Origin of the sequence: Agarivorans sp. QJM3NY_29 (assembly GCF_050870835.2) — a bacterium.
Classification (GTDB): Bacteria; Pseudomonadota; Gammaproteobacteria; order Enterobacterales; family Celerinatantimonadaceae; genus Agarivorans.
Genome location: NZ_CP194036.2, coordinates 3,744,753 through 3,768,373, shown reverse-complemented (window position 1 = coordinate 3,768,373; position 23,621 = coordinate 3,744,753). Strand labels below are relative to the sequence as shown.

The following is a 23,621-nucleotide window of genomic DNA, read 5'->3' as shown; positions in this document are numbered from 1 at the left end:
AACAACAAATGTTTACTCTACTTGGGGCGAAGCTCAAGGGCAATTGTCGTCACCGCGAGAAGTGAACTTGTCGCGGTTTTTATGACGGACTGAATAAGCAAGCGACAAACCTTGGCTCAGTTCAGCTCTGTTTGGGCTTGCTTAGTTTGGCGCAGCTGCCGGCGCAAAATTTTACCAACATTGCTTTTAGGCAACTCTGTTCGGTACTCGATCAATTTGGGGATCTTGTAACCGGTGAGGTGTTTACGGCAGTGCTTTTTAATCTCTTCGCGACCGACTCTCGCCTTACAGACCACAAACAATTTGATCTGTTCTCCGGTGATATCATCAGCAATGCCAATCGCTGCGGCTTCGACGATCGAGGGGTGTAAGGTGGCCACTTCTTCAATTTCGCTCGGAAATACATTAAAGCCAGACACAATAATCATGTCTTTCTTACGATCTTCGATGAAGAAATGCCCTCTTTCGTCCATCCGGCCAATATCTCCGGATTTAATCCATCCATCGTCACTAAGTACTTCGGCAGTTTCTTCGGGTTGGTTCCAATAGCCTTTCATCACCTGCGGCCCCTTGATTTGCAATTCGCCAATACCGCCCATTTCTAGTTCTTGTCCTTGTTCATCGACAATGCGTATTTGCGTGCTGGGCATCGGCACCCCAATAGATGCAATGAAGGATTGCTGCTGGTGGGTTCCTGCTGCAACAACGGGTGAACATTCGGTTAAACCGTAACCTTCAATTACCGGCATTTGGGTGAGTTCTTGCCATTGTTCGGCGATATGCTTTTGGGTAGCCATCCCGCCACCGATGGTAAAGCGAGCCTTCGAAAAATCCAGTTGGCGAAAACCGGCATGATTGAGCAAGGCATTAAATAGGGTATTCAGGCCAAAAATCATGGTGAAGGGGTAATTACGCAAGTCGCGAACAAAACTGTCGAGGTCGCGGGGATTGGTAATCAATAAGTTATTTCCGCCAATATGCATAATAAACATCATGCTCACAGTATTGGCAAAAATATGGTATAGCGGCAGCGGCGTCACGGCGTGCTCTTTATCATAGAGGGTGCGAGGCCCAAAGTGATAGTAGACTTGCAGCACGTTCGCGACGACATTGTGATGGGTGAGCATTGCGCCTTTAGCCACGCCAGTGGTTCCGCCAGTATATTGTAAGTAGGCGATGTCATCGCCAGTGAGATGAGGTTTTTTGTAAACTAAGCTCTTGCCTTGGGTGAGTGCTCTACGCATCGAAATTGCGCCAGGCAGATTGTATTTAGGCACCATTTTTTTAACGTACTTCACGACAAAGTTAACCAGTGTTCGCCGATGCGGTGCTAATTGATCGCCAATGCTGGTGAGGATCACATGCTTGAGCTGGGTCGACTTAATCACCTGTTGCAGACTATTGCCAAAGTTAGTGACCGCGACGATTGCTGTGGCGCCAGAATCACGTAGCTGATGTTTTAGCTCGCGCGGGGTATAAAGTGGATTTACATTGACCACCACTAAACCCGCCCGCAGAGCGCCAAATAAAGCGATAGGATATTGCAGTAAGTTAGGCATCATCAGCGCGATCCGCTCCCCCTGCTGCATGCCTAAATATTGCAGGTAAGCGGCGAAGGCAAGAGACTGTTGATCGAGTTCTTGGTAGCTGAGTTTGTGCCCCATGTTGACAAAAGCGGTCTGCTCAGCATATTTTTTGGCACTATGGTCAAATAATTCCAAAATATTTTGGAAGCGTTCCGTGTCAATGCTTGCCGGAACATCTTCTGGGTAGCTTTTTAGCCAAGGTTGTTCTGTTGAATTCATTTTCTATCCTCGCCCTCGGTTTAGCATTGCGACAGCTTGATCAAATTCAGCATCAACAATGGGTTAGTGATCTCACTAACGATGGGCTACTTGTTAACGCTCGCAAGGTTAGCCTATCAGCTGCATAAACCCTAGCGCATTTTTGTAAATGGTTGAGCTAAATCGTCCGATTATTGGGAGGTTTTATAGCTTTAGCCAAATTTTCAGCAGAAATCTTATGAATACAGTAGCTTGTTGGTTTTTTGAACTATATATCTTGGGCTACTAATTAGATTGGAGTGGAGGTTTTGTCTCATTGTACCTATGACTGGTGATTGCGATTAAGGGCGCTGTAATTTACGTAACATCCTGTGGTCGTTTGCGATATGATCGAGCCGCATAGCTAGTTTTAGAGGTTTACAATGGCGCGTCAGGTTACATACACCTATCAAAACACCACCAAGGTGATTAATTTTTCTTTCGATAAATATTATGACATTCACGAAGCGGTGGCGGCCGCGGAAGGGATCGATCTTCATGCTTTTTTGGCAATGGAAAAACAGCTTGCCATGTCAACTCGCGATAAAGGAACCCTGAAAGCATATCGTGAAAAAGAGTTTCAACGTTTGGGCTTTAGTCATATTCGTTTTTTAAAAGATGAAGAAAAAACTTAGGCTTGCTGTCGTTAGTTGGGCAAGGGCAGCTGTTTAATCAGAGATGGGGTCTAGCTAGGTCCTTAAGTGGAAATACGACTCAGAGCGCTGTTTGGTTTATTGGCATTAAGCAGGGTCGGCAATCTATATGCGGACAACAATGCTGTTCCCTATATTGAGGGGGAGAGACAAGGCTCTCTGTGGCTGTTCGATATTTATCGATGAGGGTGGGACCTACAAGTTAGCAGGCACCGTCTGTTGGCCCATTTTCACCATGGCTTGACCAAGTTATAGCAAGCAGTGACAGCGAGCTAGAAGATGAAACTCTGTGTGCCCAACCAGTCGTTGATGCTACCTCTTCCGGTGGGGGAGCCTTTGGTGGGGTGCGGTCGGCGATGTTGGCTATTCTGTTATGGGTTCGCCGCGCGCGACGCTAAGTGAAATAGAATCAGCTGAGTCGTTTTTTAGCTATTTCGCTGATTCTTTATATTGCCCTAGTTGATCTTACCGTTTTTATTGATTTGGCTTTGATTGACTCAGGGTTTATTTGGCCGAACCACCATTTGTCGCTGGAACCATAGAGTGACATAATTGAATCATACTGTGACATAATTTACCCATTGTGTGACAAATTTGCCCCATACCTTGACGTAAGGTATGTTGGTTTAAGGTTTGTTGCACATGGGTATTTTTATGTACATCAGAAGCTTGTGAAAACCCTCACCGAATAAAAACATCTTTAAGTTTGCTAGCGTCAAAGTTAATCGTGCTAACTGAATGCGCCGCAATACGTGTTTGGCGTTACCCCGTAAGAAACCATAATCTCTCACCCGCTGTAAGCCCTTGGGCAATATATGCTGCAAGATAAGCTTTAAGAATGTGAAGGTCGGCAAGGTCATGTATGTCGTGCTGGGTAAGCATGCATCTAATGAAGAATGATGACTAACCAATAGTTTTTGTCGAGTTATCGCAACACTAACGTGCTTTTGCCCCATTCCGTGTTACGCCTTCTAACGAACAACGCAATCACCCATGTTTCTTTCCATACCAAAACTAATGGTTTTGAATCAGATTTTACAAGCCAAGTTTAATCACCAGCTAGAATGCAAAAACCTGTTCGATGGTCTTGTCAAAAATCATCTATTTTGCAGCTTGAACCAAGCACTCTAAAGGGCTTTTGACGCCCGTGGTATGACGACCGATAACATGCGTGTAAATCTCAGTCGTTGTTACATCCTGATGGCCAAGTAATTCTTGTATAGTTCTTAAATCAGTCCCTTGTTCTAATAAGTGGGTGGCAAAACTGTGCCTAAAGGTATGGCAACTTGCAGGCTTATTTATACCGGCATTACGCACGGCTTTGGTGACTGCTTTTTGGAGCACACTATGATGAATATGATGGCGTTTGAGCTCACCTGTTCTAGCGTCGATACACAGGCGAGTTGAAGGAAACAAAAACTGCCAAGAAAACGACCGTTGAGAATGTGGGTACTTACGGGCTAACGCGTAAGGCATCGTCGTTCCAGCATAATGTAGACTCATATCGTGAGCAAAAACACTTTTGCTCAGGAGAATGTTATCGCGAAGCTTTGGGATCAAGTTAGGGGGTAACAAAGTTACGCGATCTTTATTTCCTTTGCCTTGCCGTACGGTGATTGTATTTTGATCAAAATCTAAGTCTTTAATCCGTAATCTCAAGCATTCACTGAGTCTTAGTCCCGAACCGTAAAGCAGTGAAGCCATGATCTGATAATCCGCGGGTAAATTCGCAATCACTTGGCTCACTTCAGCTCGAGTAAAAACTACGGGAATGTTGACTTGTTTTTTCGAGCGTTTCGCCTGAATTCCAATCATTTCGATACGTAGTACTTTGTTATAGAGAAACATTAAGGCATTAAATGCGATGTTTTGAGTCGCCGGAGCGACTTGCCTATCGACCGCTAGATGAGTTAGAAATCGTTCAATATCAGCAGCTCCGAGCTTTGCTGGGTGCTGCTTGTGATTAAAATACAAAAAACGTTTTATCCAATGCCAATAGGTTTGCTCGGTGCGAATACTGTAATGGTGCTGATAAATCGTATTTCTAAATCGCTGCTGGAGCCGCAATGGTGTGTTTGACATGTTGTGCACTTTTTATCTGTATATGCATACAGTGTTTTTAGTTTCGTTTGCGTCATTTGTCAAAGTAATCAATGATAGAAATGGATCGACGATTGATTGATTCCGAGTAAAAAACTAAGGTAGACAATGGGTTAATATCAAATCATAAATTGATGGGCGAACGTGATGAAGATCATGTTTTTTGTGATAGGACGCGCGCTCATTGAATGGGATAGACCGCACGTGCGGCCTACTTAGCGTTATGTGAATCGAAATTGATGAACTGGAAATTAGCGAAAGAGTACTTCGAAGACAATGGAATGCTTGTAGATGTTTATTATGAGCATATGACCACTAGCGGCTGGGAAAAGCTGTTCGGGTGGCTTTCAGCTAATTCAAATGTGACATCAATTAATTGCTATATTCCAGAATCTGATGAGAACTCAGAAAAATTCCCTAAAGATATCAACGCCTATATCGATGTTAGCGGATTTTATTGCTTTGTTTCAATGTTGGTTGGCGACATAACGTTGTTTTTACGGTTCTATGAAAAATCAGAGTTGGAGTGTGATGTTTCACCTTCTGAAATTGACAGCGAGGAGAAATTATTCGCTCTCTTAAGTATTCTTGAGGAGATAAAGGTTGTAACTGGTTCGTCGCGCTACTTAGTATGCCCAGAGAATAGTAAAGAAGGCGTGTTTATTGTTAACGGTGAGCTAGTCGCATGAAATTATCACATAATCGGGTAGCCGAAGGTATCTAGCCTCCAGCCCCCACAACACCCTGCATGCGGCTCCGCACAGGGCGTTTCACTTAGAATGGTGAAGCTTAATCCATCCATCTCGAAGCGCAAATAGACCTTGGGATGCTAAATAAGCATTCGATAATGCTTGTTGGATCCCCGGTGTTTTCGAGCTTCTCCATGGGCCTTTACTGGTTATGCCACAGGCTACCGCGGCTTGAACATGTACTCCTCTACGCATCAGATTTCTTACTTTGGTTCTCGGTTTTCGCCACTGTCGCCAGTAGGCCATTCGCACTCTGCGCCTTATCCAGTGATCTAGATCTACGCACAGTTGATAGCAATTCGCGATCCCAAAGTAGTTTATCCATCCTCGCAAGTATTGGCTTACTTTAAATAGCTGATAGCCCATCGACACGCCCCAGTTACGGTTTGTTAGACGCCTAATTTGTTGTTTAAAACGGTGTAACGTTTTGGCATGAATTTGCAGCCGTCCCGCTTTAAAGGTAAACCCTAAGAACTTACTCTTCGCCGTTTTAACCACCTGACTTTTGGCTGTATTAACCACAAGTTTTAAGCGCCGTTGCAAGAAGCTACTAATGCTCGTAAGCACTCGTTCACCCGCACGCTGACTTCTCAGCAAAATGGTAAAATCATCGGCGTAACGAGCAAACTTATGCCCTCGCTTTTCCAGCTCTTTGTCCAATGGATCGAGCATGATATTGGCCAGCAAGGGCGATAATGGTCCCCCTTGCGGTACACCTTCTCGACTTTCCTGATAGCACTGGTTATGGATAAAACCCGCTCTCAGGTATTTTCCAATCAGTGTCAGTAGCCGTTTATCTTGCACGCTTTGTCCCAGTTGACTCATTAATAGATCATGGTTAACTCGGTCAAAGAATTTAGATAAATCGACATCAACGGCAAAGCGTCGGCCTTGCTTGATGATGCTTTGCACTTGTTTCACCGCTTGCTGCCCATTCTTGTTTGGCCTAAATCCAAAGCTGTTCGCTGAGAAGCTAGGGTCAAAGGTAGGCGTTAGCACTTGGGCAATGGCTTGCTGGATGACACGGTCGAGCACGGTTGGGATCCCCAGTAGGCGCTTCCCGCCATCGGGTTTATCTATCTCCACACGGCGTACCGGTTTAGGCTGATACTGGCCATTACGCAGCGCAGCAGCAACCTGCTTCCAGTGTAGTTTTGCCCAAGAAGGAAATGCATCAATGGACATGTTATCCACTCCAGCAGCCCCTTTATTGGCTCGAACACCTTGCCACGCGAGCTGAATATTCTGCCGCGTTAGCATATGTTCGAATAGATGTTGGCTAAAGGTTGGCTGCGAGTTATTACGCTGAATCGCATCTACGCCGGACGGCGAATGGGTGTTCAAGTTTAACAAGGCTCCTCCTTTATTCTAAGTGTTCAGGCCTTCACCGTGTCCCAACCATTACGATGGGCGTTGGGCTACTATGCCGTCTGCTGACTTCTGCTTAATCACCGTTTGAGTTACCCCAAATAGCGCTATCGTTGTTCATCGTATTTGCTCACTTAAGTTGATGAGAATTAAGTGCCAGGCCTGTTGAACTAGCGGCCAAGCTAGTGAGTTTAACGATCGCCTGTTAAGCAGACCTCCCCAGATAAGAACATGCACTGTCTCTGCACTGCTGCATCATTTACGGTGGCCGTTAGATCACATGGCTTCGTTGTCTTGTGCCAACTCGCCTCCAGCCTACGCCTCATATGATGTTCTTGTTCATCAGCTCGCAGATTTGCGTCCGGCTTCCTTCAGACATTCCCTCGCGGCAATGCCCTTGCCATTCGCTAGTAGTTAGCGTTTAATAATCAGAATGTTATTAAACGGTGACCTTCCTACAGAGGACTTTCACCTCATTAGTTCATGCCCATGCTGGGCGTACACAAACGCAGGCAGTCGGATATTTTTTCCGTTCGTGCCTCACTACAAAAATACCGCTGCTGCGGGCGTTATGTTTCCACTCAAAGCTGTTCTTGACTTTCAAATACCTTCACTTATACTTGCATAATCAAGCATAAGTGAAGGTATTTCCATGTTAAACGAAAATGTCAGTTCATTATTTATTATCAAAAACGCTCTTCTCGCTTCGAGGCTATCGAAAAGAGTAGGGAATTGTCTAAGTGTCCATGGTATCAGTCTAACTGAGTATATCGTTATGCACTGTTTGAGCTATGATTTTCACCAAGGAGTTTCAAGAGTTGCGTTGGCTGATCATTTAGGCATGAGCGCTTCTGGTGTCACTCGCCTGCTCATGCCTATGGAAAAAAATAAAGTTATTGAAACGACTAAAAATCCTCGAGACTCAAGACAGAGTCTCGTTAAACTTTCAGCCACCGGGCAACGGTTATTTGAAGAGGCCCGTGATAGTTTTTCTCATATCGCAAGCGACCTCACATCCAATTTGAGCCAAAACCAACTAGAAAAATTAGCAGAACTGTATACGAAGGTAATTTAAAGATGACAAGCAAATCTTACATCGAACCGACCCAAGAGACTGGGGCTGCTTTGTTCCAGCGTAACATTTCTGGGGAAGTAGTAATGCTCAATATGCTGCGCTTTAGGGAGTTCGCTGATTATTCAAGTAATCCAAAACTTTCTCCTGAAACAAAAATATCTGGCAGAGAGGCCTTCCAGAAATATATAGAACACACGATGCCTCATTTGAGGGAGAATGGCGGTGAACTCCTATTTCTCGGAGATGGAGGAAAATTTTTTATTGGGCCTGATGATGAGCAATGGGATGTGGTCATGCTTGTAAAGCAAAGCTCCGTTGAAAACTTTTTTGCTTTCGCCTCCAATGCTGAATACTCAGCTGGAATAGGCCATAGAACTGCTGCCATTCTTGACTCTCGGTTATTGCCAATTGTGGAAAGTAGAAATCACAACATAACAAGTGGCTGCTAGGGAGCGCATTATGCTGCTCTCCATGCAGCCCCAGAGCCAAGCGTTATGTTTCCCCCACAAAGGTATAGAGAATGAGTAAACCGGAAGAGTTTTGGGACGGAGCATCTACAAAGTACGACAAGACCGAAGAGCGATTTGAGTACATTCATAGTAAATCTAGAGAAAATACTAGAAAATTCCTAAAAGATAGCGATACCGTTCTCGATTATGGCTGCGGGACAGGAACCTCAGCTTGCCAGTTTTCCAGTCAGGTTAAAGAGGTTCACGCTATTGATATATCATCGAAGATGATTGAAATAGCGAGGGAGAAATCAGCAGCTGAAAAAATAGAGAACGTAAGGTTCGAGCAATCGGATATTTTTGACAGCAAATATTCTAAAGAGTCATATGATGTCATTCTGGCTTTTAACATGTTGCATACAGTCTCTAGTCCAGAGGATGTAGTCCTTCGAATAAGTGAATTACTAAAGCCAGAAGGTTTATTCATTTCTGTAACACCTTGCTTACGTCAAAAGATGTCATTTTTAGTTAATCTTCAAATCCAGTTAGTGCGGATCTTGTGTAAACTTGGATTAATTCCCATTCCTATAAGAAGGATCACAAGCTCAGATGTGGAAAGTATATTAGAAGCAGGCGGGTTTCAAACAGTTGAATCTGAGGAGATATATAAAGATGCATCTAGCTATTTTGTCGTGGCTAAGAAGTTACAAAAACATAATCGGGTAGCCGGAGGTGTCTAACCTCCAGCCCCCACAACACCCTGCATGCGGCTCCGCACAGGGCGTTTCCTGAAAACGGTTAAAATACAACGGCCGATTAGCTCCTTTGCATTCCAATGATGGCTTCTGTTTTTTTGCGCCATGACTCCTCAGTCCGGTCGGATACGGAGACAATGAGCTGCACAGGCTCCTCATTGATTTTCAGGTTCAGGCCTTCACCATGTCCCAACCATTACGATGGGCGTTGGGCTACTATGCCGTCTGCTGACTTCTGCTTAATCACCGTTTGAGTTACCCCAAATAGCGCTATCGTTGTTCATCGTATTTGCTCACTTAAGTTGATGAGACTTAAGTGCCAGGCCTGTTGAACTAGCGGCCAAGCTAGTGAGTTTAACGATCGCCTGTTAAGCAGACCTCCCCAGATAAGAACATGCACTGTCTCTGCACTGCTGCATCATTTACGGTGGCCGTTAGATCACATGGCTTCGTTGTCTTGTGCCAACTCGCCTCCAGCCTACGCCTCATATGATGTTCTTGTTCATCAGCTCGCAGATTTGCGTCCGGCTTCCTTCAGACATTCCCTCGCGGCAATGCCCTTGCCATTCGCTAGTAGTTAGCGTTTAATAATCAGAATGTTATTAAACGGTGACCTTCCTACAGAGGACTTTCACCTCATTAGTTCATGCCCATGCTGGGCGTACACAAGCGGTTCAATTTGACGCCGCAAAAAGCGCGGCTCAAATTAACCGAGCGTTAGACGATTACGCAAATGGAGTTCCGATGTCAGAGTATTACGCAAAAGTTAATTGGACGAGAGCCAATGATGAAAAGTATATTGATAATAAATACAGCCGAGGTCACGAGTGGAGTTTTGATGGTGGTGTAACCGTTCAAGCATCATCTTCTCCGCATATAGTCCCATTACCATACTCCGTTGAAGCTAACGTGGATCCTGAAGAGGCTTTCATTGCATCGCTTTCAAGTTGTCATATGTTGTTCTTTTTAGGAATCGCAGCCAAAAGACGTTTTGTTGTCGATTCATACCTAGACAATGCAGTGGGTGTTATGGAGAAAGTTGAGGGTGGTAATATTGAAATGACTCAAATTACTCTTAGACCAAATGTTAAGTTTTCTGGTGAAAAACAACCCACAATGGAGCAACTTGAGAAAATGCATCATCAATCTCATGAGCAATGTTTTCTAGCAAACTCAGTAAAAACAGAGATACTTACTGAGATCATCGTCTAATCGGGTAGCCGGAGGTGTCTAACCTCCAGCCCCCACAACACCCTGCATGCGGCTCCGCACAGGGCGTTTCCTGAAAACGGTTAAAATACAACGGCCGATTAGCTCCTTTGCATTCCAATGATGGCTTCTGTTTTTTGCGCCATGACTCCTCAGTCCGGTCGGATACGGAGACAATGAGCTGCACAGGCTCCTCATTGATTTTCAGGTTCAGGCCTTCACCATGTCCCAACCATTACGATGGGCGTTGGGCTACTATGCCGTCTGCTGACTTCTGCTTAATCACCGTTTGAGTTACCCCAAATAGCGCTATCGTTGTTCATCGTATTTGCTCACTTAAGTTGATGAGACTTAAGTGCCAGGCCTGTTTGAGTTAGCGGCCAAGCTAGTGAGTTTAACGATCGCCTGTTAAGCAGATCTCCCCAGATAAGAACATGTACTGTCTCTGCACTGCTGCATCATTTACGGTGGCCGTTAGATCACATGGCTTCGTTGTCTTGTGCCAACTCGCCTCCAGCCTACGCCTCATATGATGTTCTTGTTCATCAGCTCGCAGATTTGCGTCCGGCTTCCTTCAGACATTCCCTCGCGGCAATGCCCTTGCCATTCGCTAGTAGTTAGCGTTTAATAATCAAAATATTATTAAACGGTGACCTTCCTACAGAGGACTTTCACCTCATTAGTTCATGCCCATGCTGGGCGTACACAAACCGCTGCACACCGACACATACTGCTACGCTCGTTTTTGTGTGTCTCTACGCGCCACTTTACACAAAAACGCTCTCCGCAGTATGTGCGGGTGAGCGGGGCGTTAACCCATAGAAATTTTTATCCGAAACAGACGCTTTAGAGTTAAGGCTTTAACTCGGAAATGTCCAAAAGTGTGTTTGGGGGCGGCAAACATACGAAATGCACTATGCCATATTATGGTTCTATTTTATGTCAAACTATGGTTCAAATTTTGGATTTGCATTAGATGTAACGCAGGTCCTTATGTCACTTTATAGTTCCAGCGACACCATTCGCCCGCTTTCTAAAAAACTGTCAAAATAAACCTGCATCGAGCTGTCATTTCTGGTAAATTACGCTCGCATTTTAATATGCCACTAACAAGCTGTCTCAGGGAATACTGCATTGCAGTTGAGAGCGTCCACCCCAAGGAGCGGGCCAGCAATTTGGACGAACCAGTTCGCTTGTTAATGAGAATCTTATGCAACATTTATTTGCTAATATCGTCGGCCTTTCGGGGACCGCTTTAGTCGTAGGAGCTTTCTTCCTACTCCAGTTAGAACGCTTAAACCCAAAACAGCTCAGTTACAACTTAATGAATCTCAGTGGTGCAGTATTGTTGCTGATTAGCCTATGCATCAACTTTAATTTAGCCAGTTTTATTATTGAACTGTTCTGGATTAGTGCTTCGCTAGTAGGCATTGTCAAATACCTTAAACGCTCGCCTGCGATGGCTTAAGTCCCGTGTAGTTAAGCATTCTATATACGGAGTGCTTAACTTTAATGGCTATCCTTCTATCCTTTAACATATAATTTACCATCTTGCTTAAAGCGATCTTGTCGGAACTCTAGTGACGAACATTGCCTAAAATCCTGAAAGCTTTGTATGCTAATACTATGGCTTATTTGCAGTAGACGCATGTGGAATCCTTACATCCCGAGTTACAGGCAATTAGTTGTCAACTAGAGCAACAGCTTTTAGGTAAGCCGCAAGTGGTGCGTTTGGCTTTAAGTTGTCTACTGGCTAAGGGGCACTTGTTAATTGAAGATTTGCCCGGAGCCGGTAAAACCAGCCTCGCAAAGTGGTTGGCCAGCAGTTTTGGTTTGAGTTTTCAACGGATCCAATTTACCAGCGATTTGTTGCCGGCCGATATCATTGGAGTATCGGTATTTGAGCCATCGACTCAACAATTCAGTTTTCATCCGGGTCCTATTTTCCATCATTTAGTGCTGGCCGATGAACTCAATCGTGCCAGTCCAAGAACCCAAAGCGCTTTGTTAGAAGCAATGGAAGAGCAACAGGTGAGTACCGATGGCAACAGCTATCCACTGGCTTCACCATTTTTTGTGATCGCCACTCAAAATCCACGCGAACAGCTCGGCACTTTTGATCTACCTGAATCGCAGTTGGATCGCTTTGCAATGCGCCTCAGTATTGGCTATCCCGACCTTGGGTCTGAAATGGCGATGCTGAAACGGGAGCAAAATGCCACACCAGCCCCATCGTCGCTGACCATTGAGCAATTATTAGCCCTGCAACATGAGGTTCAACGGCTGCATTGTAGTGATGCCTTGCTCGATTATTTATTACGCTTAATTCACTTTAGTCGGCAATTGGAAGGCGCTCATCCTTTGTCTCCTCGCTGCAGTTTAACCCTGTTAGCTTGCGCCAAAGCTTGGGCTTTTGTTCACCATAAGAAACATGTTTCGCCAGATGATTTACAGGCGGTTTTTACAGCGGTTAGCGCACATCGTTTGGGACGCGGTGACAGTGGTGAAGCCTATGCTAAACATATTTTGGCAGAAGTTGATCCCTATCGCGATTTACCTTCGGGAGAATAGCATTGCGGCTGACTGAGCGATTAAAGCATTGGCGAAAGCAGCGAGTGGAGGCGTGGTTGGCTCGGCGGATCCCTGCGGCGTCTTCGTTGACGCTCAATCGAAAGAACTTATTTATCTTGCCAACCGCCTTTGGTTGGTCTTTTTTATTGACCCTAATGACCTTACTCACGATTGGGACCAACTACCAAAATAACCTTATTTTGGCTCTGAGTTTGTGGCTGTTGGCGTTGTGGTTACTGTGTTTAATTCTCTGCCATCAGAATTTGTCAGGGAGCCTGCTGCAGTTACGTTATACCGCTGAAGGTCAATGTGACCAGCCGTTACGTTTGTTGTTAGCCTTGGACAAAACCGCCGATAAAAGAGCCCTCGCAGTCGTCGGGCAATTAAGCGCTTGGCAGGGGCCTCAGGCGAGTGAGTATAGCGCAGGGTGCTTGGCGATTGATATTACCGTGAGTCAACGTGGTCATTGGCCCTTGCCTCGAATTGATATTTCGAGTGTTTATCCTTTAGGTCTATTTCGATGTTGGACACGGGTTGATTTTAACGCCACGATCACAGCTTATCCGGTACCTCTTGCGGGGTTTCCTTGTCCTGTGGCTGAGTTGGCCGGAGAGCATGATGTTGAACAACTGAGCACAGGTCCACAACCGAACGAGTTTTCTGGCTTAAAGGCTTATCGCAGTGGTGAGCGTAAAAGCTTGTTAGCCTGGAAGCAATTTGCCGCAGGTAGAGGGCTACAAAGTAAGGAATTTAGTGATAATCCGGCACTCGAGTTGCAGCTGACCGATCGCGCTTTAGTTCATTTACCCTATGAGCAGTCCTTATCGGTCCTGGTCTTCTGGGTTCGTCAACTAAATCAGCAGCAACAAGCTTTTAGTTTACAGTTGGCGCAGCGGCGGCTTGCCAGCGCTAGTGGTAACGAACACTTACAAGCTGCTCTGCGGATGCTAGCGGGGGCTGAGGTGCCTTGATGAACACTTTAGGTGCTCGCAGTATTCATTTATCTCTGGTCTGTTACTTGGCCAGCGCCTTGATATTAATGCCACATCTGCCTTGGTTGCTCGTATTGGTGGGAGGCGCTTGTGGTTGGTGGCGCTTACGAGTGGTACAAGGTTTAGCTAGCCTCCCCAAACCCAGGTGGGTGAAGTTGATCCTGTTATTGATGGTATTGCTGACCTTATGGTTAAGTTACTCGATGGATTTGTTCGACAAGTTAGTGAATGTGGTGATGCTCGGTTATAGTTTGAAATATATTGAGTTACATCAACGCAGAGACTTAGAAGTTTTTGTTCTTACTGGGTTTTTTTTAGCATCATTTTCGTTAGTGTTTTCCAGTCAGCCTCTCGCGGCAGTGTTGGCGCTGTTGGTTTGCTTCATCCATTTGTTGCTTTTGCTCAGTCTGGATGTTCGTTTATCGTTTAAACAGGGAAAAATGCTGGGGCTATGGTTGTTGGCAATGAGTCCCTTAGCGGTGGCGCTATTTGTATTGACACCGCGGCTTGCACCCTTATGGAAAATGCCTCGTCCCGACACTGCTCAAACCGGTTTGTCCGAGGTGGTTCGACCGGGGGATATTAGTCAGTTAATTCGCTCCGACAAACTGGCATTTCGAGCCGAGTTTAGCCAAGCACAAATCAGCACATCGTTGTATTGGCGGGCTATGGTATTAGATCAATTCGATGGTGAACAATGGACCCGCAGTGCTTTAGCTAAACAAATTGTTGAGCCGCCCGACGCGCCGCTCACTACGCTCCCAAGCTACCAATTATTGTTGGAACCAGCGTCCAATAACTGGTTGGCAACTCTTCATCCAAGCGTGCTAAACGGCAGTGGCGCGCAGTTTCAAGCTGATGGTAGCTGGTTGCGAAGTGGTGATAGCTTTGCTCGACAGTTGCTGCGTTTTGGGCAACTTTCCGATGCCGAGTTACAGCCACTTCCGCAGGCTGAACAGCGTCGCCTAAGTACTTTACCGCAAGGGATCCCTGATGCTGTCAGCCGTTTAGCCTCGCAATTTAGCGCGCAAGCTACCGCTCAAAGCTCAGTTGTGCGCACCGAACAAGCGATTGCAGCGATGCAACAGTGGTTTTTAGCACAAGCTTTTGTTTATACCTTAAACCCGCCCGCGTATCCCGCTTGGTTAGGAGTCGAAGAATTTTTGCTTAGGCAGCAGCGTGGATTTTGTGTGCATTATGCGCAGAGTGCTGTGGTATTGGCACGTTTGATGGGGATCCCTGCGCGAATGGTTACTGGCTACTTAGGCGGGGAGTGGCAGCAACCGGGACTGCGAATATCGGTGCGTCATTATGATGCGCATGCTTGGGCAGAGTACTGGAATGGCCAGCGTTGGCTGCGGCTTGATCCTACCGCTTGGATTGCTCCGGATCGGCTTGAATTTAACTTGCAGCAGAGCCCGTCGACAGCAGCTCAGTGGCAAAATATTCATAGTTGGGGACAACGTTTATGGTATAGCCAAGGTTTAAACCAATTAAGGTTGCTAATGGCACAAGCCGATTTTTGGTGGGCAACTTGGGTGCTCAATTTCGATCAAACTCGCCAGTTGTCTCTATTTTCCCGCTTATTAAAGCGTTTGCCGGGAAGTTCTTTGTGGATGTTAACGACTTCTTTATTGTTGCTTGGGATCTTGCTTAGTGCAGTGGCACTTGCCAAACCCTGGCGTTGGCGTTTACCACCGGCGGAGCTAAGGGCGCTACGTTGGCAGTTATACTTACTCGAACGACATGATATTCATCGTCGCTCAGGGGAGACCCTTGATCAGTTTGTGGCGCGTGTCGAGCTAGAATCGCCGAAACATCTTGCTGCCTTACGCCAAACGGTGCGAGCTTATCAGCAGCGTCGCTACCTTGAATAACGGTGAAACGCTTTATTGACGGCTTGTGATCAACATAGCTGGGAAAGATCTTTTTAAAAGTGTAATTCTTTTGATTTTTTGTTTGAACTAACCAGATTATTGTCTGTCTGGCTCGTAAAGTGTCCAGCGATTAGAGTGCAGTTAAGGGAGGATTAATGGATTGGGTTGAATGGTTTGGTTATTTGGCTTCGGTGGTCGTGGCAATATCGTTAACCATGAGCTCGTTGGTGAAGTTACGTTGTTTAAATATGTTCGGTGCAGCGCTGTTTTCCAGCTATGGTTTTGTGATTGGCGCAATGCCCGTAGCGCTCCTCAACTTGTTTATTGTGTTCGCCAATATTTATTACTTGTACGGTATTTTTCGTCGTGTTGACCAGTTTCATATGGTTGATGTCGGGGCGAACAGTCCATTGTTGGCATTTTGGATCAAACAGCATCAGGATGATATTGAGCGGTATTTTCCGCAGTTTAGTGAAGCCTCGGTTGCGGGGCAAGAATGTTATTTGTTGATGCGAAATTCTGAACCTGCCGGTATGTTAGTGGGTTTGCGGCAACAACAAGAGTTCGATATTAAGTTAGATTATGTGTTTCCGGCTTATCGAGATTTTAAAACTGGTGATTACCTTTATCATCGTTCCGAATTTTTTCAGCGTTTAGGAGTGACTAAAATAGTCAGTTACACGACAATTTCTAAACATCGGCAATACTTAGTCAAGATGGGATTTAAGCCTTATCGTCATCGTGATGATTTGTTTGTGTACCGCCTGAGTTAAGGGCGCTATTGGTAATTGGCTTGTTAAGCTCAGTAATTGCTTACTTTAAATCAACATATTAAGTTAAAATAGTGAGCGGTTTGAAACTATTCCAGTTAGGCGATGTTATTTCAGCCAATCTAAGTTGGACTCGCCTGAGCCGCTGACTACACTGAGTTCAATCATTAAAATAACAGCAGGCTTTACGATGTTAATCCAATATCCAGTGACTGATTTACACCGCCATCTCGACGGAAATATTCGCGCCGAAACTATTTTAGAGCTGGGTCGAAAGTTTAATGTAGCCTTACCAGCTAACCAATTAGCTGGATTGGTTCCACATGTGCAAATTACCAAACAAGAACCGAACTTAATCGCCTTTTTGTCTAAGTTGGATTGGGGCGTTAAGGTACTTGGTGATTATGAAGCTTGCGCGCTGGTGGCCGAACAGAACGTAGAAGATTTGATGAAGGCGAAGATTGATTACGCCGAACTGCGTTTTAGTCCGGGTTATATGGCGATGAGTCACCAGTTGAAGCCCGAAGGTGTGGTAGAAGCAGTGATTGAAGGCGTTCGCCGTGGCATGCAAAAATATGATGTGCAGGTGAAGTTAATTGGCATTATGAGCCGCACTTTTGGTCAGCAGTTTTGTCGTGAAGAGTTGGCTGCCTGTATGGCCTTTCGTGAGCACATTGTTGCTGTTGATTTAGCGGGTGATGAGTTGGGCAAACCTGGCGGGTTATTTGTAGAACACTTCTCTCACGCTCGTGATGCTGGTTTTGCGATCACTGTGCACGCTGGTGAAGCTGCTGGGCCAGAGAGTGTTTGGCAGGCGATTCGCGAGTTAGGCGCGACGCGTATTGGTCATGGAGTGAAGATCATCGAAGATCCGAAGTTAATGGAATATGTGGCGAAGCATAAAATAGGCGTCGAGGCCTGTTTGTCATCAAATTTTCAAACCAATACCGTGGCTGACTTAAGCCAGCACCCTCTAAAAGCTTTTTTAGCGGCGGGTATTCGAGCTAGCCTGAATACTGACGATCCCGGAGTCTCGGCTATTGAATTGTCTGATGAGTATCGGATTGCCCGAGAGATCTTAGGTTTTGCTGATGAGCAAATGGCACTGTTACAAAGTAATGGCTTAAAAATGGCTTTTGTGAGTGAGCAAGAGCGCAGAAGACTGCGCGAGAAAGCAGCAAAACGCATAGCGTAAATTCTGTCAATGAACAGCGGTATTAGGCTGATGCGGCTTCTGCCGACTGTCATGCCTCAATTATCTGGTAGCGAAGCAAGCCGTGCTTGCTGTTATCTGGCGAAAGTTCTTGGTGTAGTGGGTGATATAACATCAACCTGAATGATTAGATTTTAGAGCATGAGTTTTGCTACTTGAATTGCGTGTTGCAATCAGCTTGGCGATCTTCGCGGGTTCAGTGGCGTAACCATACATCGCGATTTTGTCGACTTCTGGATCGGAGCATAAGCTTAAATCTTTCACCCATGCGTCAATACTTACTGAGCTCATTAATAAGCTAAAAGCGGGGCAGGCTTGGTAGCCATTAGCCATTAGCCATTAGCCATAGCAATCGCTTCTAAACGAGACTTTTCTAGCAGGAGTCAGGGAAAAATGAATAGAAAACCAACTACGATCGACATTGCATATGCTTTTCCTGAAGGGTTTTCAATGGTTAAGGGTTTTCTTCCTCGTTTTAAGTAAATAAATTGCCACTTTTATGCATATCTGAGGCTAAAATCACGATGTTTTTTACGTCGAGTACTAGCCCGCCATATTGATTCACAAGACCGAAAGATGAAATGAGTCATTCTTGGGCTAAATCATGTCGGCCTAAGCTTCTCAATTTCTGGCTTATCTTTTTTTTCAACCCTCGGGATCTTTGTTGTGCGAGCCAAACAGAAATAAATTCTGGCCATGTAAAACATACAAATCGACTTCTGCTCCCTCGCGAGCATTTAACTTTTGAAGGCATTTGTTTCTAGTTCGTTTATTTCTGAGTGTCATGCACTGAAATTGCTTGTTGACCATGAAATTAATTCCATTTTGATTTCATCGCAATTGCAAATGCTGTTAATGATAAAGCAAGTATTAGCGAGAGGGGCGGTTTTTGATACCCTTGGTGCGCTTCAAATCCGTCATTTAGTGGAAGGGGAAATGGATGACAGTAAGCAATTTATGTCGTGCCTGTTGTCTGATATGTAACATCAATGACTAAACGAGTCTTCATCTTCACTTGTGTAAATGTATAGATGAGGAGTCAGTTTTTGATGATTTAAATTGAAGCTGAGCGGCAGAAATGGATTGGGTGATGATGGATTTTTAATTGAAAATAGAGCCAAGCTTTTTGCTGCTTGGCTGTCAAATATTTGAGATTTGTTTAAGCGGGTTCGTGTTCTGGTTTGGTGTTCAGAACCGCCAGTAGTCTTTGCCCATGCTCCAATACTTCAACGCCTAAATCGGTAAGATACCCGCCATCGGGGAGCGTGGTTAGCCCCTTGTCAAATAGGCTTTGGGCGGCTGCAACTAACTCTGAAGGGGCGTCTTGGTGAACTTTAATGCCAGTTTGCAGGCTGCTGCTATCAAACTGTAATAACAAATTAAGTTCGGCGATATTGGTCGTCGCAAATTTCATAGGGTGTTCCTTTATTATTGTGTTGTTCTCACCATAAAAAGACTGTTCGCAGCGCGCAAGCGAAGTGGCGCAGAAGTGATAACTAACGCAGTGTTTTTCTCGATAGCTTTCTCATCGGTCGATAACTTAGCGCAATTTTGTTCAATAAAACGTTGAGGCGATCCTCTATGTTAGCGTGACGCATTGAATGGGGAGGAACGAGATGAGTGTGTTTGTATCGATGTTTTTGTTTGCCTTGATTGGGGCGATAACGCCGGGACCGGTTAATATTATCGCGACGGGTGCCGGGGTAAATTTTGGTTTTCGTCGCGCACTACCGCATGTGCTTGGTGCCAGTTTAAGTTACAGTGGTGTGGTGCTGCTGGCAGGGCTTGGTTTGAATAGCCTCAGCTTGGTGATGCCATTGTTGAACCCCATATTGCAATATCTTGCGGCGGCATATTTATTGTACATGGCCTTGCGCATTGGCGCTGCGCCAGTGAGTCAAACAGCGCAACTCAGCTTAGCAATGCCTCCAAAATTGCTGGAGGGGGTTTTGGTTCAAGGCCTCAATCCTAAAGCCTGGCTGGTGGCGATGTCTGGTGTAAGTTTGTTTGTATCGAGCCAGCAGCCAGCATTTTATTACTTGTTGGTTTTTTGTCTGGTTTCTTTTATCGTGTGTTTACTTGGGGTGGGTGCTTGGGCTGCGCTTGGCACCTTAATTTCCTCCTTTTTAGCGACTCCGCGGCGGATGCGCGGCTTTAATTTGTTGATGGCAAGCTTATTGGTGTTATCGGTGTGTTCTTGGTTTTGGTAATTCTGCTTACTGGTCTAATCGACTTGCAGATGGAGGGGGAATGGCGTCAAGCGAGAAAGTGATGTTGAAACGCAGTATTGGTTTACCTAGCGTGGAATTGCGTCAGGCTTACCAATCGCGGGCTTGCTACCACCGTCACTCTCATGATGAGTTTTCTTTTGGTGTGATTGACGCTGGAGAGGCAAACTACCAGAACTTGCGTCAGCTGCATCGTATTCAGCAAGGGCAGGTCGTCACGATTAATCCTGGCGATGTTCATTCTTGCAACCCAAAACAAGGTGCTTGGTCCTTCCGGATGTTGTTTGTAGATAGTCGGTGGGTGGGTCAACTACAAGCTGAAATGTTGGCCAAACCGGCAACTGACTACCATGCCTTTGGCCAGGATTATTTGAGTTGCGGGGCCAGTTATCGAGCTATTTCGCAGTTGTTTAATCGTATTGCCCAGGAGCAGGCGCTTTTATTACAAGAAGAGTTGCTGATCGGTTTTTTTGAGCAGCAATTTAGCGCTAAACAGGGTTTACGTTCTGATGTTGAGCGCTTAGCGCTACCTCAGCTGGCAAGGGTGCAACAGTGTATTCAAGATCAGTTGGCGGAGACTGTTAGTTTAAGTGAATTAGCTGATGTCGCAGGTTTAAGCCGCTACCATTTGGTTAGAAGCTTTAAGCGAGTTTATGGCTTATCACCACATGCTTTTCAATTGAATCAACGGATCAATCAAGCCAAAGCCTTATTACGCACCGGTAACAGTATAGCCGATACCGCCTTACAGCTCGGTTTCGCCGATCAAAGTCATTTTCAACGTAACTTTAAGAAACGGCTGGCCTTAACTCCTAAGCAGTATCAGGGATTTTTTGTTTAGGCTTAAACTTAGTGTCAACAAATGCTGAACACGCAGTTTACCATGGCAGTTTTTGCCCATCCCAAGACCAGAATTGACCACTATCACAGGCTTTGAGTTGGTGTAGTATTGCCAATAGATAGTTGGCGCTTTGCCCGGGCGTAAACAATTGTGCTGCGGGTACATTGTTTTGATAAGGCTGGGATAGCGGGGTATCGGTGGTGCCGGGATGCAGTGCTGCAACACAGCAATTTGGATGGCTGCGCCGCCATTCGATACTAATGCTTTTCAGCGCCATATTTTGTGCCGCCTTGGCACAACGGTAGCTATACCAGCCGCCGATACGATTATCTTCAATGGAAGCTAATTTAGCTGAAATACTCGCGAATATCGCTGTTTTGCTTTGTTTGAGTAACTTAGCGCTATGTTTTGCCAACAAGATGCAGGGCAGTGCGTTGATATGCATGTTGAGCATAAAGGCTTCACTGTGACATTCAGCGAGACTTTTTTCTGGTCTAAGTGCTGAATTGTGTAGTAGACCCGCGCTATTAATTAGCCAATCGAGTTGTGTCATGTCGGCAAACAGCTTTGAGATATCATTTTCTTTGCGGATATCTAGTTGTGTCCAATGGAGTTTTGGATGTTGGTAGTTGGCAGGGTGTGAATGCCAAGTGGCGCTAATGCGAGTAAAACGAAGGTCTTGGCACAGCTGTTTGACTAATGCCAAACCAATACCGCCTGAGCCGCCGATGACCAGAGCATGCATATACAATCGCTAGTGTTTGGTGAGTTATGGCATTAATACGTATTGCTGAACGATAAAGTTCACCGATCGAAAAGGAAGGGCAGAGCTGGTGCAGCGATGATGAATTCGCTCATCATCGCTTGGTTTAACTTAGAAAGAGTAGTTGTATTGCATCGAGTAATAAGCTGCGTTGGAGCGGGTGTGGCCAACGACTTGACCAAGCCCTGGAATACTACTGTTTTCTTTGACTTCAACATCTTCCCCTCGAACCAAGGCTAAACCGAAGTCGATGCTACTATGACGGCTGAGGTGGTAGGTAGCGCCAGCGGTATACCAGTTACGGTCGGAATCAGGGATGGATAAGGAACTTAACTCATCGACCACGCCTTGATCATACATGTAACCCGCGCGGGCGGTCCATTTGCTGTTGATCTGATAGGTGGCTCCCAGGCTAAATAGCCATGAGTTTTTCCATTGGTAGCTTTTTACGGTTTGCTCGGCTTGAGAGCCAGTAACGGTAATGTGATCAAAATCACTCCAGCTGGTATGTTGCGCGGTATAGTGAACCGCCCACTGTGGGTTTAATTCATGGTAGCCGGCAATTTGCAAGATATTGGGCAGTGGAATATGGATTTCATCGTAACTTTGACCGCCATAATTAACTTTTCCTTCAGCGACAAACTCGGGGCTGATCCGATAGCTCATGCCTAAGCGGTTTTTATCATTGAACTCATAAGTTGCGCCGACAATACCGCCAATCGCCCATCCATCGGCTTCGACATCAACTAAAGTGCTTTGCACTGTGCTGCCACCAATCACTTCACCCGTTCGGTTGAGGGTGCCTTCACCGTAAATCAAGTCAAGGCCTGCACCCACACTTAGTTGTTGATTCACTCGATAAGATAGGCTGGTATTAAAGTTCATGGTGACAATTTCGGTTTTACCGAATAAATCAACCGGAGTCACTGCTGCGCCACTGTTGTTGAGTGCACTAATATCGGTGCCGGTACCAAAATTACTAAAGGCGGCTACCCCAATCGCTAAACGTTCATTGATCGGATGGATGTAATAGGCATTGGGAATGACTTTATCTTCTGCAGCGTCGCGCTCACTGCCATAGTTGATGGGACCATAGTTCACGTCTTTAATCGTGACATCAATATCGGCATAGGTGAGGCCCAGTGACAAGGCTGGGCTATCAAACATGGCCATTGAAGCAGGGTTACGCGATAATACGGAGGCGTTATCGGCGATCACCGCATCACCGGAAAATGCACGACCAATCCCTGTCGCAGATTGGCTGTTGAGTTGAAAGCCTGCCGCCAGACTGTGGGCACTGATTAATGAAGCACTAATAGACATTAGGCCTAATATACGTTTATTCATTGAGAAATGGTCTCTAAGTAGGAGCTTTTGCCGATGGTTAGCGCAGCTTTTATATTATTGATTGGAATTTGCTGGCGCATCTTAGGCAAGTCAAGGCTTTGCTACAACTCCGACCAGATGGAATATTATGAGCTTATCCAGCACCACGGCATTGTTTATTCTAAAGTTGGTTGCTTTTAATGGTTTTTTTAGTGAATTATTTCTCTGTCCTACTTTTTTTAGGGACTTGTTCGAGGCAGGGGCGGGTCCTTGTGATAATGCTAGCTAGCTCCCATTGTTTCATTCTGAGTTTAATTTGCAGACTAAAGTACATTTAGTCGTTGATTTTAAGGGTTGCTATTTAGCCTCGTGGCTCATTACATGAGTTTTGTTTGCTTGAATCGATAATTATTAATAGGAGAGAATTCAGTATGTTTCAGGGGATCCATCACATTGCGATTATTTGTTCTGACTATAGCCGCTCTAAACAGTTTTACAGTGAAATTTTGGGCTTGACGATTGTGGCTGAGCATTATCGAGCCGAGCGTCATTCTTACAAACTCGATTTAGCCTTGGCTGACGGTCGTCAAATTGAGTTGTTTTCCTTTGTTGGTGCGCCATTACGCCCAAGTTACCCAGAGGCGCAAGGCCTGCGACATCTGGCTTTTTCGGTGGAAAATATTGATCAGGCGATTGGCCATTTGGCTCAGCACCAAATCGCGGTTGAACCTGTTCGAGTCGACCCCTATACCCAAAAACGTTTTAGTTTTTTTCATGATCCTGACGGTTTACCTTTGGAGTTGTACGAGCAATAAGCTGTCGAGATAATTCAGGTCTGGGTTCTTAGTCGAACAATGGG

At 45.5% G+C, this 23,621-nt stretch carries 23 protein-coding genes and 1 pseudogene; 16 read left to right on the top strand and 8 right to left on the bottom strand.

Annotated elements, in window-relative coordinates; genetic code table 11:
* Positions 1–116: 116 nt before the first annotated feature.
* Positions 117–1,805 (bottom strand): AMP-binding protein, encoded by a 1,689-nt coding sequence (locus ACRRS0_RS17145; protein ID WP_432452002.1) that lies wholly within the window; start codon positions 1,803–1,805, stop codon positions 117–119.
* A gap of 401 nt (positions 1,806–2,206) precedes the next feature.
* Between ACRRS0_RS17145 and ACRRS0_RS17140 the strand changes: the two genes are divergently transcribed.
* The gene (locus ACRRS0_RS17140) at positions 2,207–2,458 is read left to right on the top strand and encodes a DUF2960 domain-containing protein (RefSeq protein WP_432452003.1); all 252 of its coding nucleotides are present in this window, start codon (positions 2,207–2,209) and stop codon (positions 2,456–2,458) included.
* Positions 2,459–3,207: 749 nt separating this feature from the next.
* On the opposite strand, the pseudogene ACRRS0_RS17135 reads toward ACRRS0_RS17140, so the two are convergent.
* Together ACRRS0_RS17135 and ACRRS0_RS17130 are read right to left on the bottom strand one after the other, a co-directional pair.
* Positions 3,208–3,333: pseudogene (locus ACRRS0_RS17135) on the bottom strand (transposase); the annotation flags it as partial.
* A gap of 244 nt (positions 3,334–3,577) precedes the next feature.
* On the bottom strand, positions 3,578–4,558 hold the full coding sequence (locus ACRRS0_RS17130; protein WP_432452004.1) for an integron integrase: 981 nt from the start codon (positions 4,556–4,558) through the stop codon (positions 3,578–3,580).
* A 257-nt stretch (positions 4,559–4,815) separates the two neighbouring features.
* Here ACRRS0_RS17130 and ACRRS0_RS17125 point away from each other — a divergent pair, with 257 nt between their 5' ends.
* Positions 4,816–5,265 (top strand): hypothetical protein, encoded by a 450-nt coding sequence (locus ACRRS0_RS17125; protein ID WP_432452005.1) that lies wholly within the window; start codon positions 4,816–4,818, stop codon positions 5,263–5,265.
* 81 nt (positions 5,266–5,346) lie between these two features.
* Here the strand turns inward: ACRRS0_RS17125 and ltrA are convergent, their stop codons facing one another.
* Positions 5,347–6,678: a group II intron reverse transcriptase/maturase gene (gene ltrA / locus ACRRS0_RS17120; protein WP_432452006.1), complete on the bottom strand. Its 1,332-nt coding sequence runs from the start codon at positions 6,676–6,678 to the stop codon at positions 5,347–5,349.
* A 667-nt stretch (positions 6,679–7,345) separates the two neighbouring features.
* Between ltrA and ACRRS0_RS17115 the strand changes: the two genes are divergently transcribed.
* The 10 genes from ACRRS0_RS17115 (at position 7,346) to add (ending at position 17,586) form a co-directional block, all read left to right on the top strand.
* Entirely contained in the window at positions 7,346–7,768 is a 423-nt protein-coding gene (locus ACRRS0_RS17115; protein WP_432452007.1) for a MarR family winged helix-turn-helix transcriptional regulator, read from the top strand.
* 2 nt (positions 7,769–7,770) lie between these two features.
* Positions 7,771–8,217 carry a DUF1330 domain-containing protein gene (locus ACRRS0_RS17110; RefSeq protein ID WP_432452008.1) on the top strand — a complete coding sequence of 149 codons (447 nt, stop codon included), beginning with the start codon at positions 7,771–7,773 and terminating at the stop codon, positions 8,215–8,217.
* Between the two features lie 71 nt (positions 8,218–8,288).
* The gene (locus ACRRS0_RS17105) at positions 8,289–8,957 is read left to right on the top strand and encodes a class I SAM-dependent methyltransferase (protein ID WP_432452009.1); all 669 of its coding nucleotides are present in this window, start codon (positions 8,289–8,291) and stop codon (positions 8,955–8,957) included.
* 759 nt (positions 8,958–9,716) lie between these two features.
* The gene (locus ACRRS0_RS17100) at positions 9,717–10,184 is read left to right on the top strand and encodes an OsmC family protein (RefSeq protein WP_432452010.1); all 468 of its coding nucleotides are present in this window, start codon (positions 9,717–9,719) and stop codon (positions 10,182–10,184) included.
* Between the two features lie 1,207 nt (positions 10,185–11,391).
* Complete coding sequence (locus ACRRS0_RS17095; RefSeq protein ID WP_432452011.1) at positions 11,392–11,649, top strand: CBU_0592 family membrane protein; 258 nt, start codon at positions 11,392–11,394, stop codon at positions 11,647–11,649.
* Between the two features lie 182 nt (positions 11,650–11,831).
* Entirely contained in the window at positions 11,832–12,752 is a 921-nt protein-coding gene (locus ACRRS0_RS17090; RefSeq protein WP_432452012.1) for an AAA family ATPase, read from the top strand.
* Positions 12,753–12,754: 2 nt separating this feature from the next.
* On the top strand, positions 12,755–13,723 hold the full coding sequence (locus ACRRS0_RS17085; RefSeq protein WP_432452013.1) for a hypothetical protein: 969 nt from the start codon (positions 12,755–12,757) through the stop codon (positions 13,721–13,723).
* Complete coding sequence (locus ACRRS0_RS17080; RefSeq protein WP_432452014.1) at positions 13,723–15,621, top strand: transglutaminase TgpA family protein; 1,899 nt, start codon at positions 13,723–13,725, stop codon at positions 15,619–15,621. Before ACRRS0_RS17085 ends, ACRRS0_RS17080 begins: the two co-directional genes overlap by 1 nt.
* A gap of 155 nt (positions 15,622–15,776) precedes the next feature.
* Positions 15,777–16,394, top strand: a complete 618-nt coding sequence (locus ACRRS0_RS17075; protein ID WP_432452015.1) for a hypothetical protein — start codon at positions 15,777–15,779, stop codon at positions 16,392–16,394.
* 187 nt (positions 16,395–16,581) lie between these two features.
* Positions 16,582–17,586, top strand: a complete 1,005-nt coding sequence (add, locus tag ACRRS0_RS17070; RefSeq protein ID WP_432452016.1) for an adenosine deaminase — start codon at positions 16,582–16,584, stop codon at positions 17,584–17,586.
* A 132-nt stretch (positions 17,587–17,718) separates the two neighbouring features.
* Here the strand turns inward: add and ACRRS0_RS17065 are convergent, their stop codons facing one another.
* Positions 17,719–17,937 (bottom strand): hypothetical protein, encoded by a 219-nt coding sequence (locus tag ACRRS0_RS17065; RefSeq protein ID WP_432452017.1) that lies wholly within the window; start codon positions 17,935–17,937, stop codon positions 17,719–17,721.
* Between the two features lie 411 nt (positions 17,938–18,348).
* Between ACRRS0_RS17065 and ACRRS0_RS17060 the strand changes: the two genes are divergently transcribed.
* The gene (locus ACRRS0_RS17060) at positions 18,349–18,588 is read left to right on the top strand and encodes a hypothetical protein (RefSeq protein ID WP_432452018.1); all 240 of its coding nucleotides are present in this window, start codon (positions 18,349–18,351) and stop codon (positions 18,586–18,588) included.
* A gap of 175 nt (positions 18,589–18,763) precedes the next feature.
* Here ACRRS0_RS17060 and ACRRS0_RS17055 read toward each other — a convergent pair whose 3' ends face one another.
* Entirely contained in the window at positions 18,764–19,018 is a 255-nt protein-coding gene (locus tag ACRRS0_RS17055; RefSeq protein ID WP_432452019.1) for a TIGR02647 family protein, read from the bottom strand.
* 202 nt (positions 19,019–19,220) lie between these two features.
* Here ACRRS0_RS17055 and ACRRS0_RS17050 point away from each other — a divergent pair, with 202 nt between their 5' ends.
* Positions 19,221–19,814, top strand: a complete 594-nt coding sequence (locus ACRRS0_RS17050) for a LysE family translocator (RefSeq protein ID WP_432452020.1) — start codon at positions 19,221–19,223, stop codon at positions 19,812–19,814.
* 40 nt (positions 19,815–19,854) lie between these two features.
* Positions 19,855–20,673, top strand: coding sequence for an AraC family transcriptional regulator (locus tag ACRRS0_RS17045; protein WP_432452021.1), 819 nt, complete (start codon positions 19,855–19,857; stop codon positions 20,671–20,673).
* A 37-nt stretch (positions 20,674–20,710) separates the two neighbouring features.
* On the opposite strand, the gene ACRRS0_RS17040 is transcribed toward ACRRS0_RS17045, so the two are convergent.
* Together ACRRS0_RS17040 and ACRRS0_RS17035 are read right to left on the bottom strand one after the other, a co-directional pair.
* Positions 20,711–21,418: an SDR family NAD(P)-dependent oxidoreductase gene (locus ACRRS0_RS17040; protein WP_432452022.1), complete on the bottom strand. Its 708-nt coding sequence runs from the start codon at positions 21,416–21,418 to the stop codon at positions 20,711–20,713.
* Between the two features lie 129 nt (positions 21,419–21,547).
* A complete protein-coding gene (locus ACRRS0_RS17035) occupies positions 21,548–22,783 on the bottom strand; it encodes an OmpP1/FadL family transporter (RefSeq protein ID WP_432452023.1) in 1,236 nt (411 codons plus the stop codon).
* Between the two features lie 410 nt (positions 22,784–23,193).
* Here ACRRS0_RS17035 and gloA2 point away from each other — a divergent pair, with 410 nt between their 5' ends.
* A complete protein-coding gene (gene gloA2 / locus ACRRS0_RS17030) occupies positions 23,194–23,577 on the top strand; it encodes an SMU1112c/YaeR family gloxylase I-like metalloprotein (protein ID WP_432452024.1) in 384 nt (127 codons plus the stop codon).
* Positions 23,578–23,621 lie beyond the last annotated feature (44 nt).

What these genes read in the sequence shown, in the direction of transcription:
- ACRRS0_RS17145 (WP_432452002.1), bottom strand. Translation starts at nt 1,805, where the DNA reads ATGAATTCAACAGAACAACCTTGGCTAAAAAGCTACCCAGAAGATGTT.
- ACRRS0_RS17140 (WP_432452003.1), top strand. Translation starts at nt 2,207, where the DNA reads ATGGCGCGTCAGGTTACATACACCTATCAAAACACCACCAAGGTGATT.
- ACRRS0_RS17130 (WP_432452004.1), bottom strand. Translation starts at nt 4,558, where the DNA reads ATGTCAAACACACCATTGCGGCTCCAGCAGCGATTTAGAAATACGATT.
- ACRRS0_RS17125 (WP_432452005.1), top strand. Translation starts at nt 4,816, where the DNA reads ATGAACTGGAAATTAGCGAAAGAGTACTTCGAAGACAATGGAATGCTT.
- ACRRS0_RS17115 (WP_432452007.1), top strand. Translation starts at nt 7,346, where the DNA reads ATGTTAAACGAAAATGTCAGTTCATTATTTATTATCAAAAACGCTCTT.
- ACRRS0_RS17110 (WP_432452008.1), top strand. Translation starts at nt 7,771, where the DNA reads ATGACAAGCAAATCTTACATCGAACCGACCCAAGAGACTGGGGCTGCT.
- ACRRS0_RS17105 (WP_432452009.1), top strand. Translation starts at nt 8,289, where the DNA reads ATGAGTAAACCGGAAGAGTTTTGGGACGGAGCATCTACAAAGTACGAC.
- ACRRS0_RS17100 (WP_432452010.1), top strand. Translation starts at nt 9,717, where the DNA reads ATGTCAGAGTATTACGCAAAAGTTAATTGGACGAGAGCCAATGATGAA.
- ACRRS0_RS17095 (WP_432452011.1), top strand. Translation starts at nt 11,392, where the DNA reads ATGCAACATTTATTTGCTAATATCGTCGGCCTTTCGGGGACCGCTTTA.
- ACRRS0_RS17080 (WP_432452014.1), top strand. Translation starts at nt 13,723, where the DNA reads ATGAACACTTTAGGTGCTCGCAGTATTCATTTATCTCTGGTCTGTTAC.
- ACRRS0_RS17075 (WP_432452015.1), top strand. Translation starts at nt 15,777, where the DNA reads ATGGATTGGGTTGAATGGTTTGGTTATTTGGCTTCGGTGGTCGTGGCA.
- add (WP_432452016.1), top strand. Translation starts at nt 16,582, where the DNA reads ATGTTAATCCAATATCCAGTGACTGATTTACACCGCCATCTCGACGGA.
- ACRRS0_RS17065 (WP_432452017.1), bottom strand. Translation starts at nt 17,937, where the DNA reads ATGGCTAATGGCTACCAAGCCTGCCCCGCTTTTAGCTTATTAATGAGC.
- ACRRS0_RS17055 (WP_432452019.1), bottom strand. Translation starts at nt 19,018, where the DNA reads ATGAAATTTGCGACGACCAATATCGCCGAACTTAATTTGTTATTACAG.
- ACRRS0_RS17050 (WP_432452020.1), top strand. Translation starts at nt 19,221, where the DNA reads ATGAGTGTGTTTGTATCGATGTTTTTGTTTGCCTTGATTGGGGCGATA.
- ACRRS0_RS17045 (WP_432452021.1), top strand. Translation starts at nt 19,855, where the DNA reads ATGGCGTCAAGCGAGAAAGTGATGTTGAAACGCAGTATTGGTTTACCT.
- ACRRS0_RS17040 (WP_432452022.1), bottom strand. Translation starts at nt 21,418, where the DNA reads ATGCATGCTCTGGTCATCGGCGGCTCAGGCGGTATTGGTTTGGCATTA.
- ACRRS0_RS17035 (WP_432452023.1), bottom strand. Translation starts at nt 22,783, where the DNA reads ATGAATAAACGTATATTAGGCCTAATGTCTATTAGTGCTTCATTAATC.
- gloA2 (WP_432452024.1), top strand. Translation starts at nt 23,194, where the DNA reads ATGTTTCAGGGGATCCATCACATTGCGATTATTTGTTCTGACTATAGC.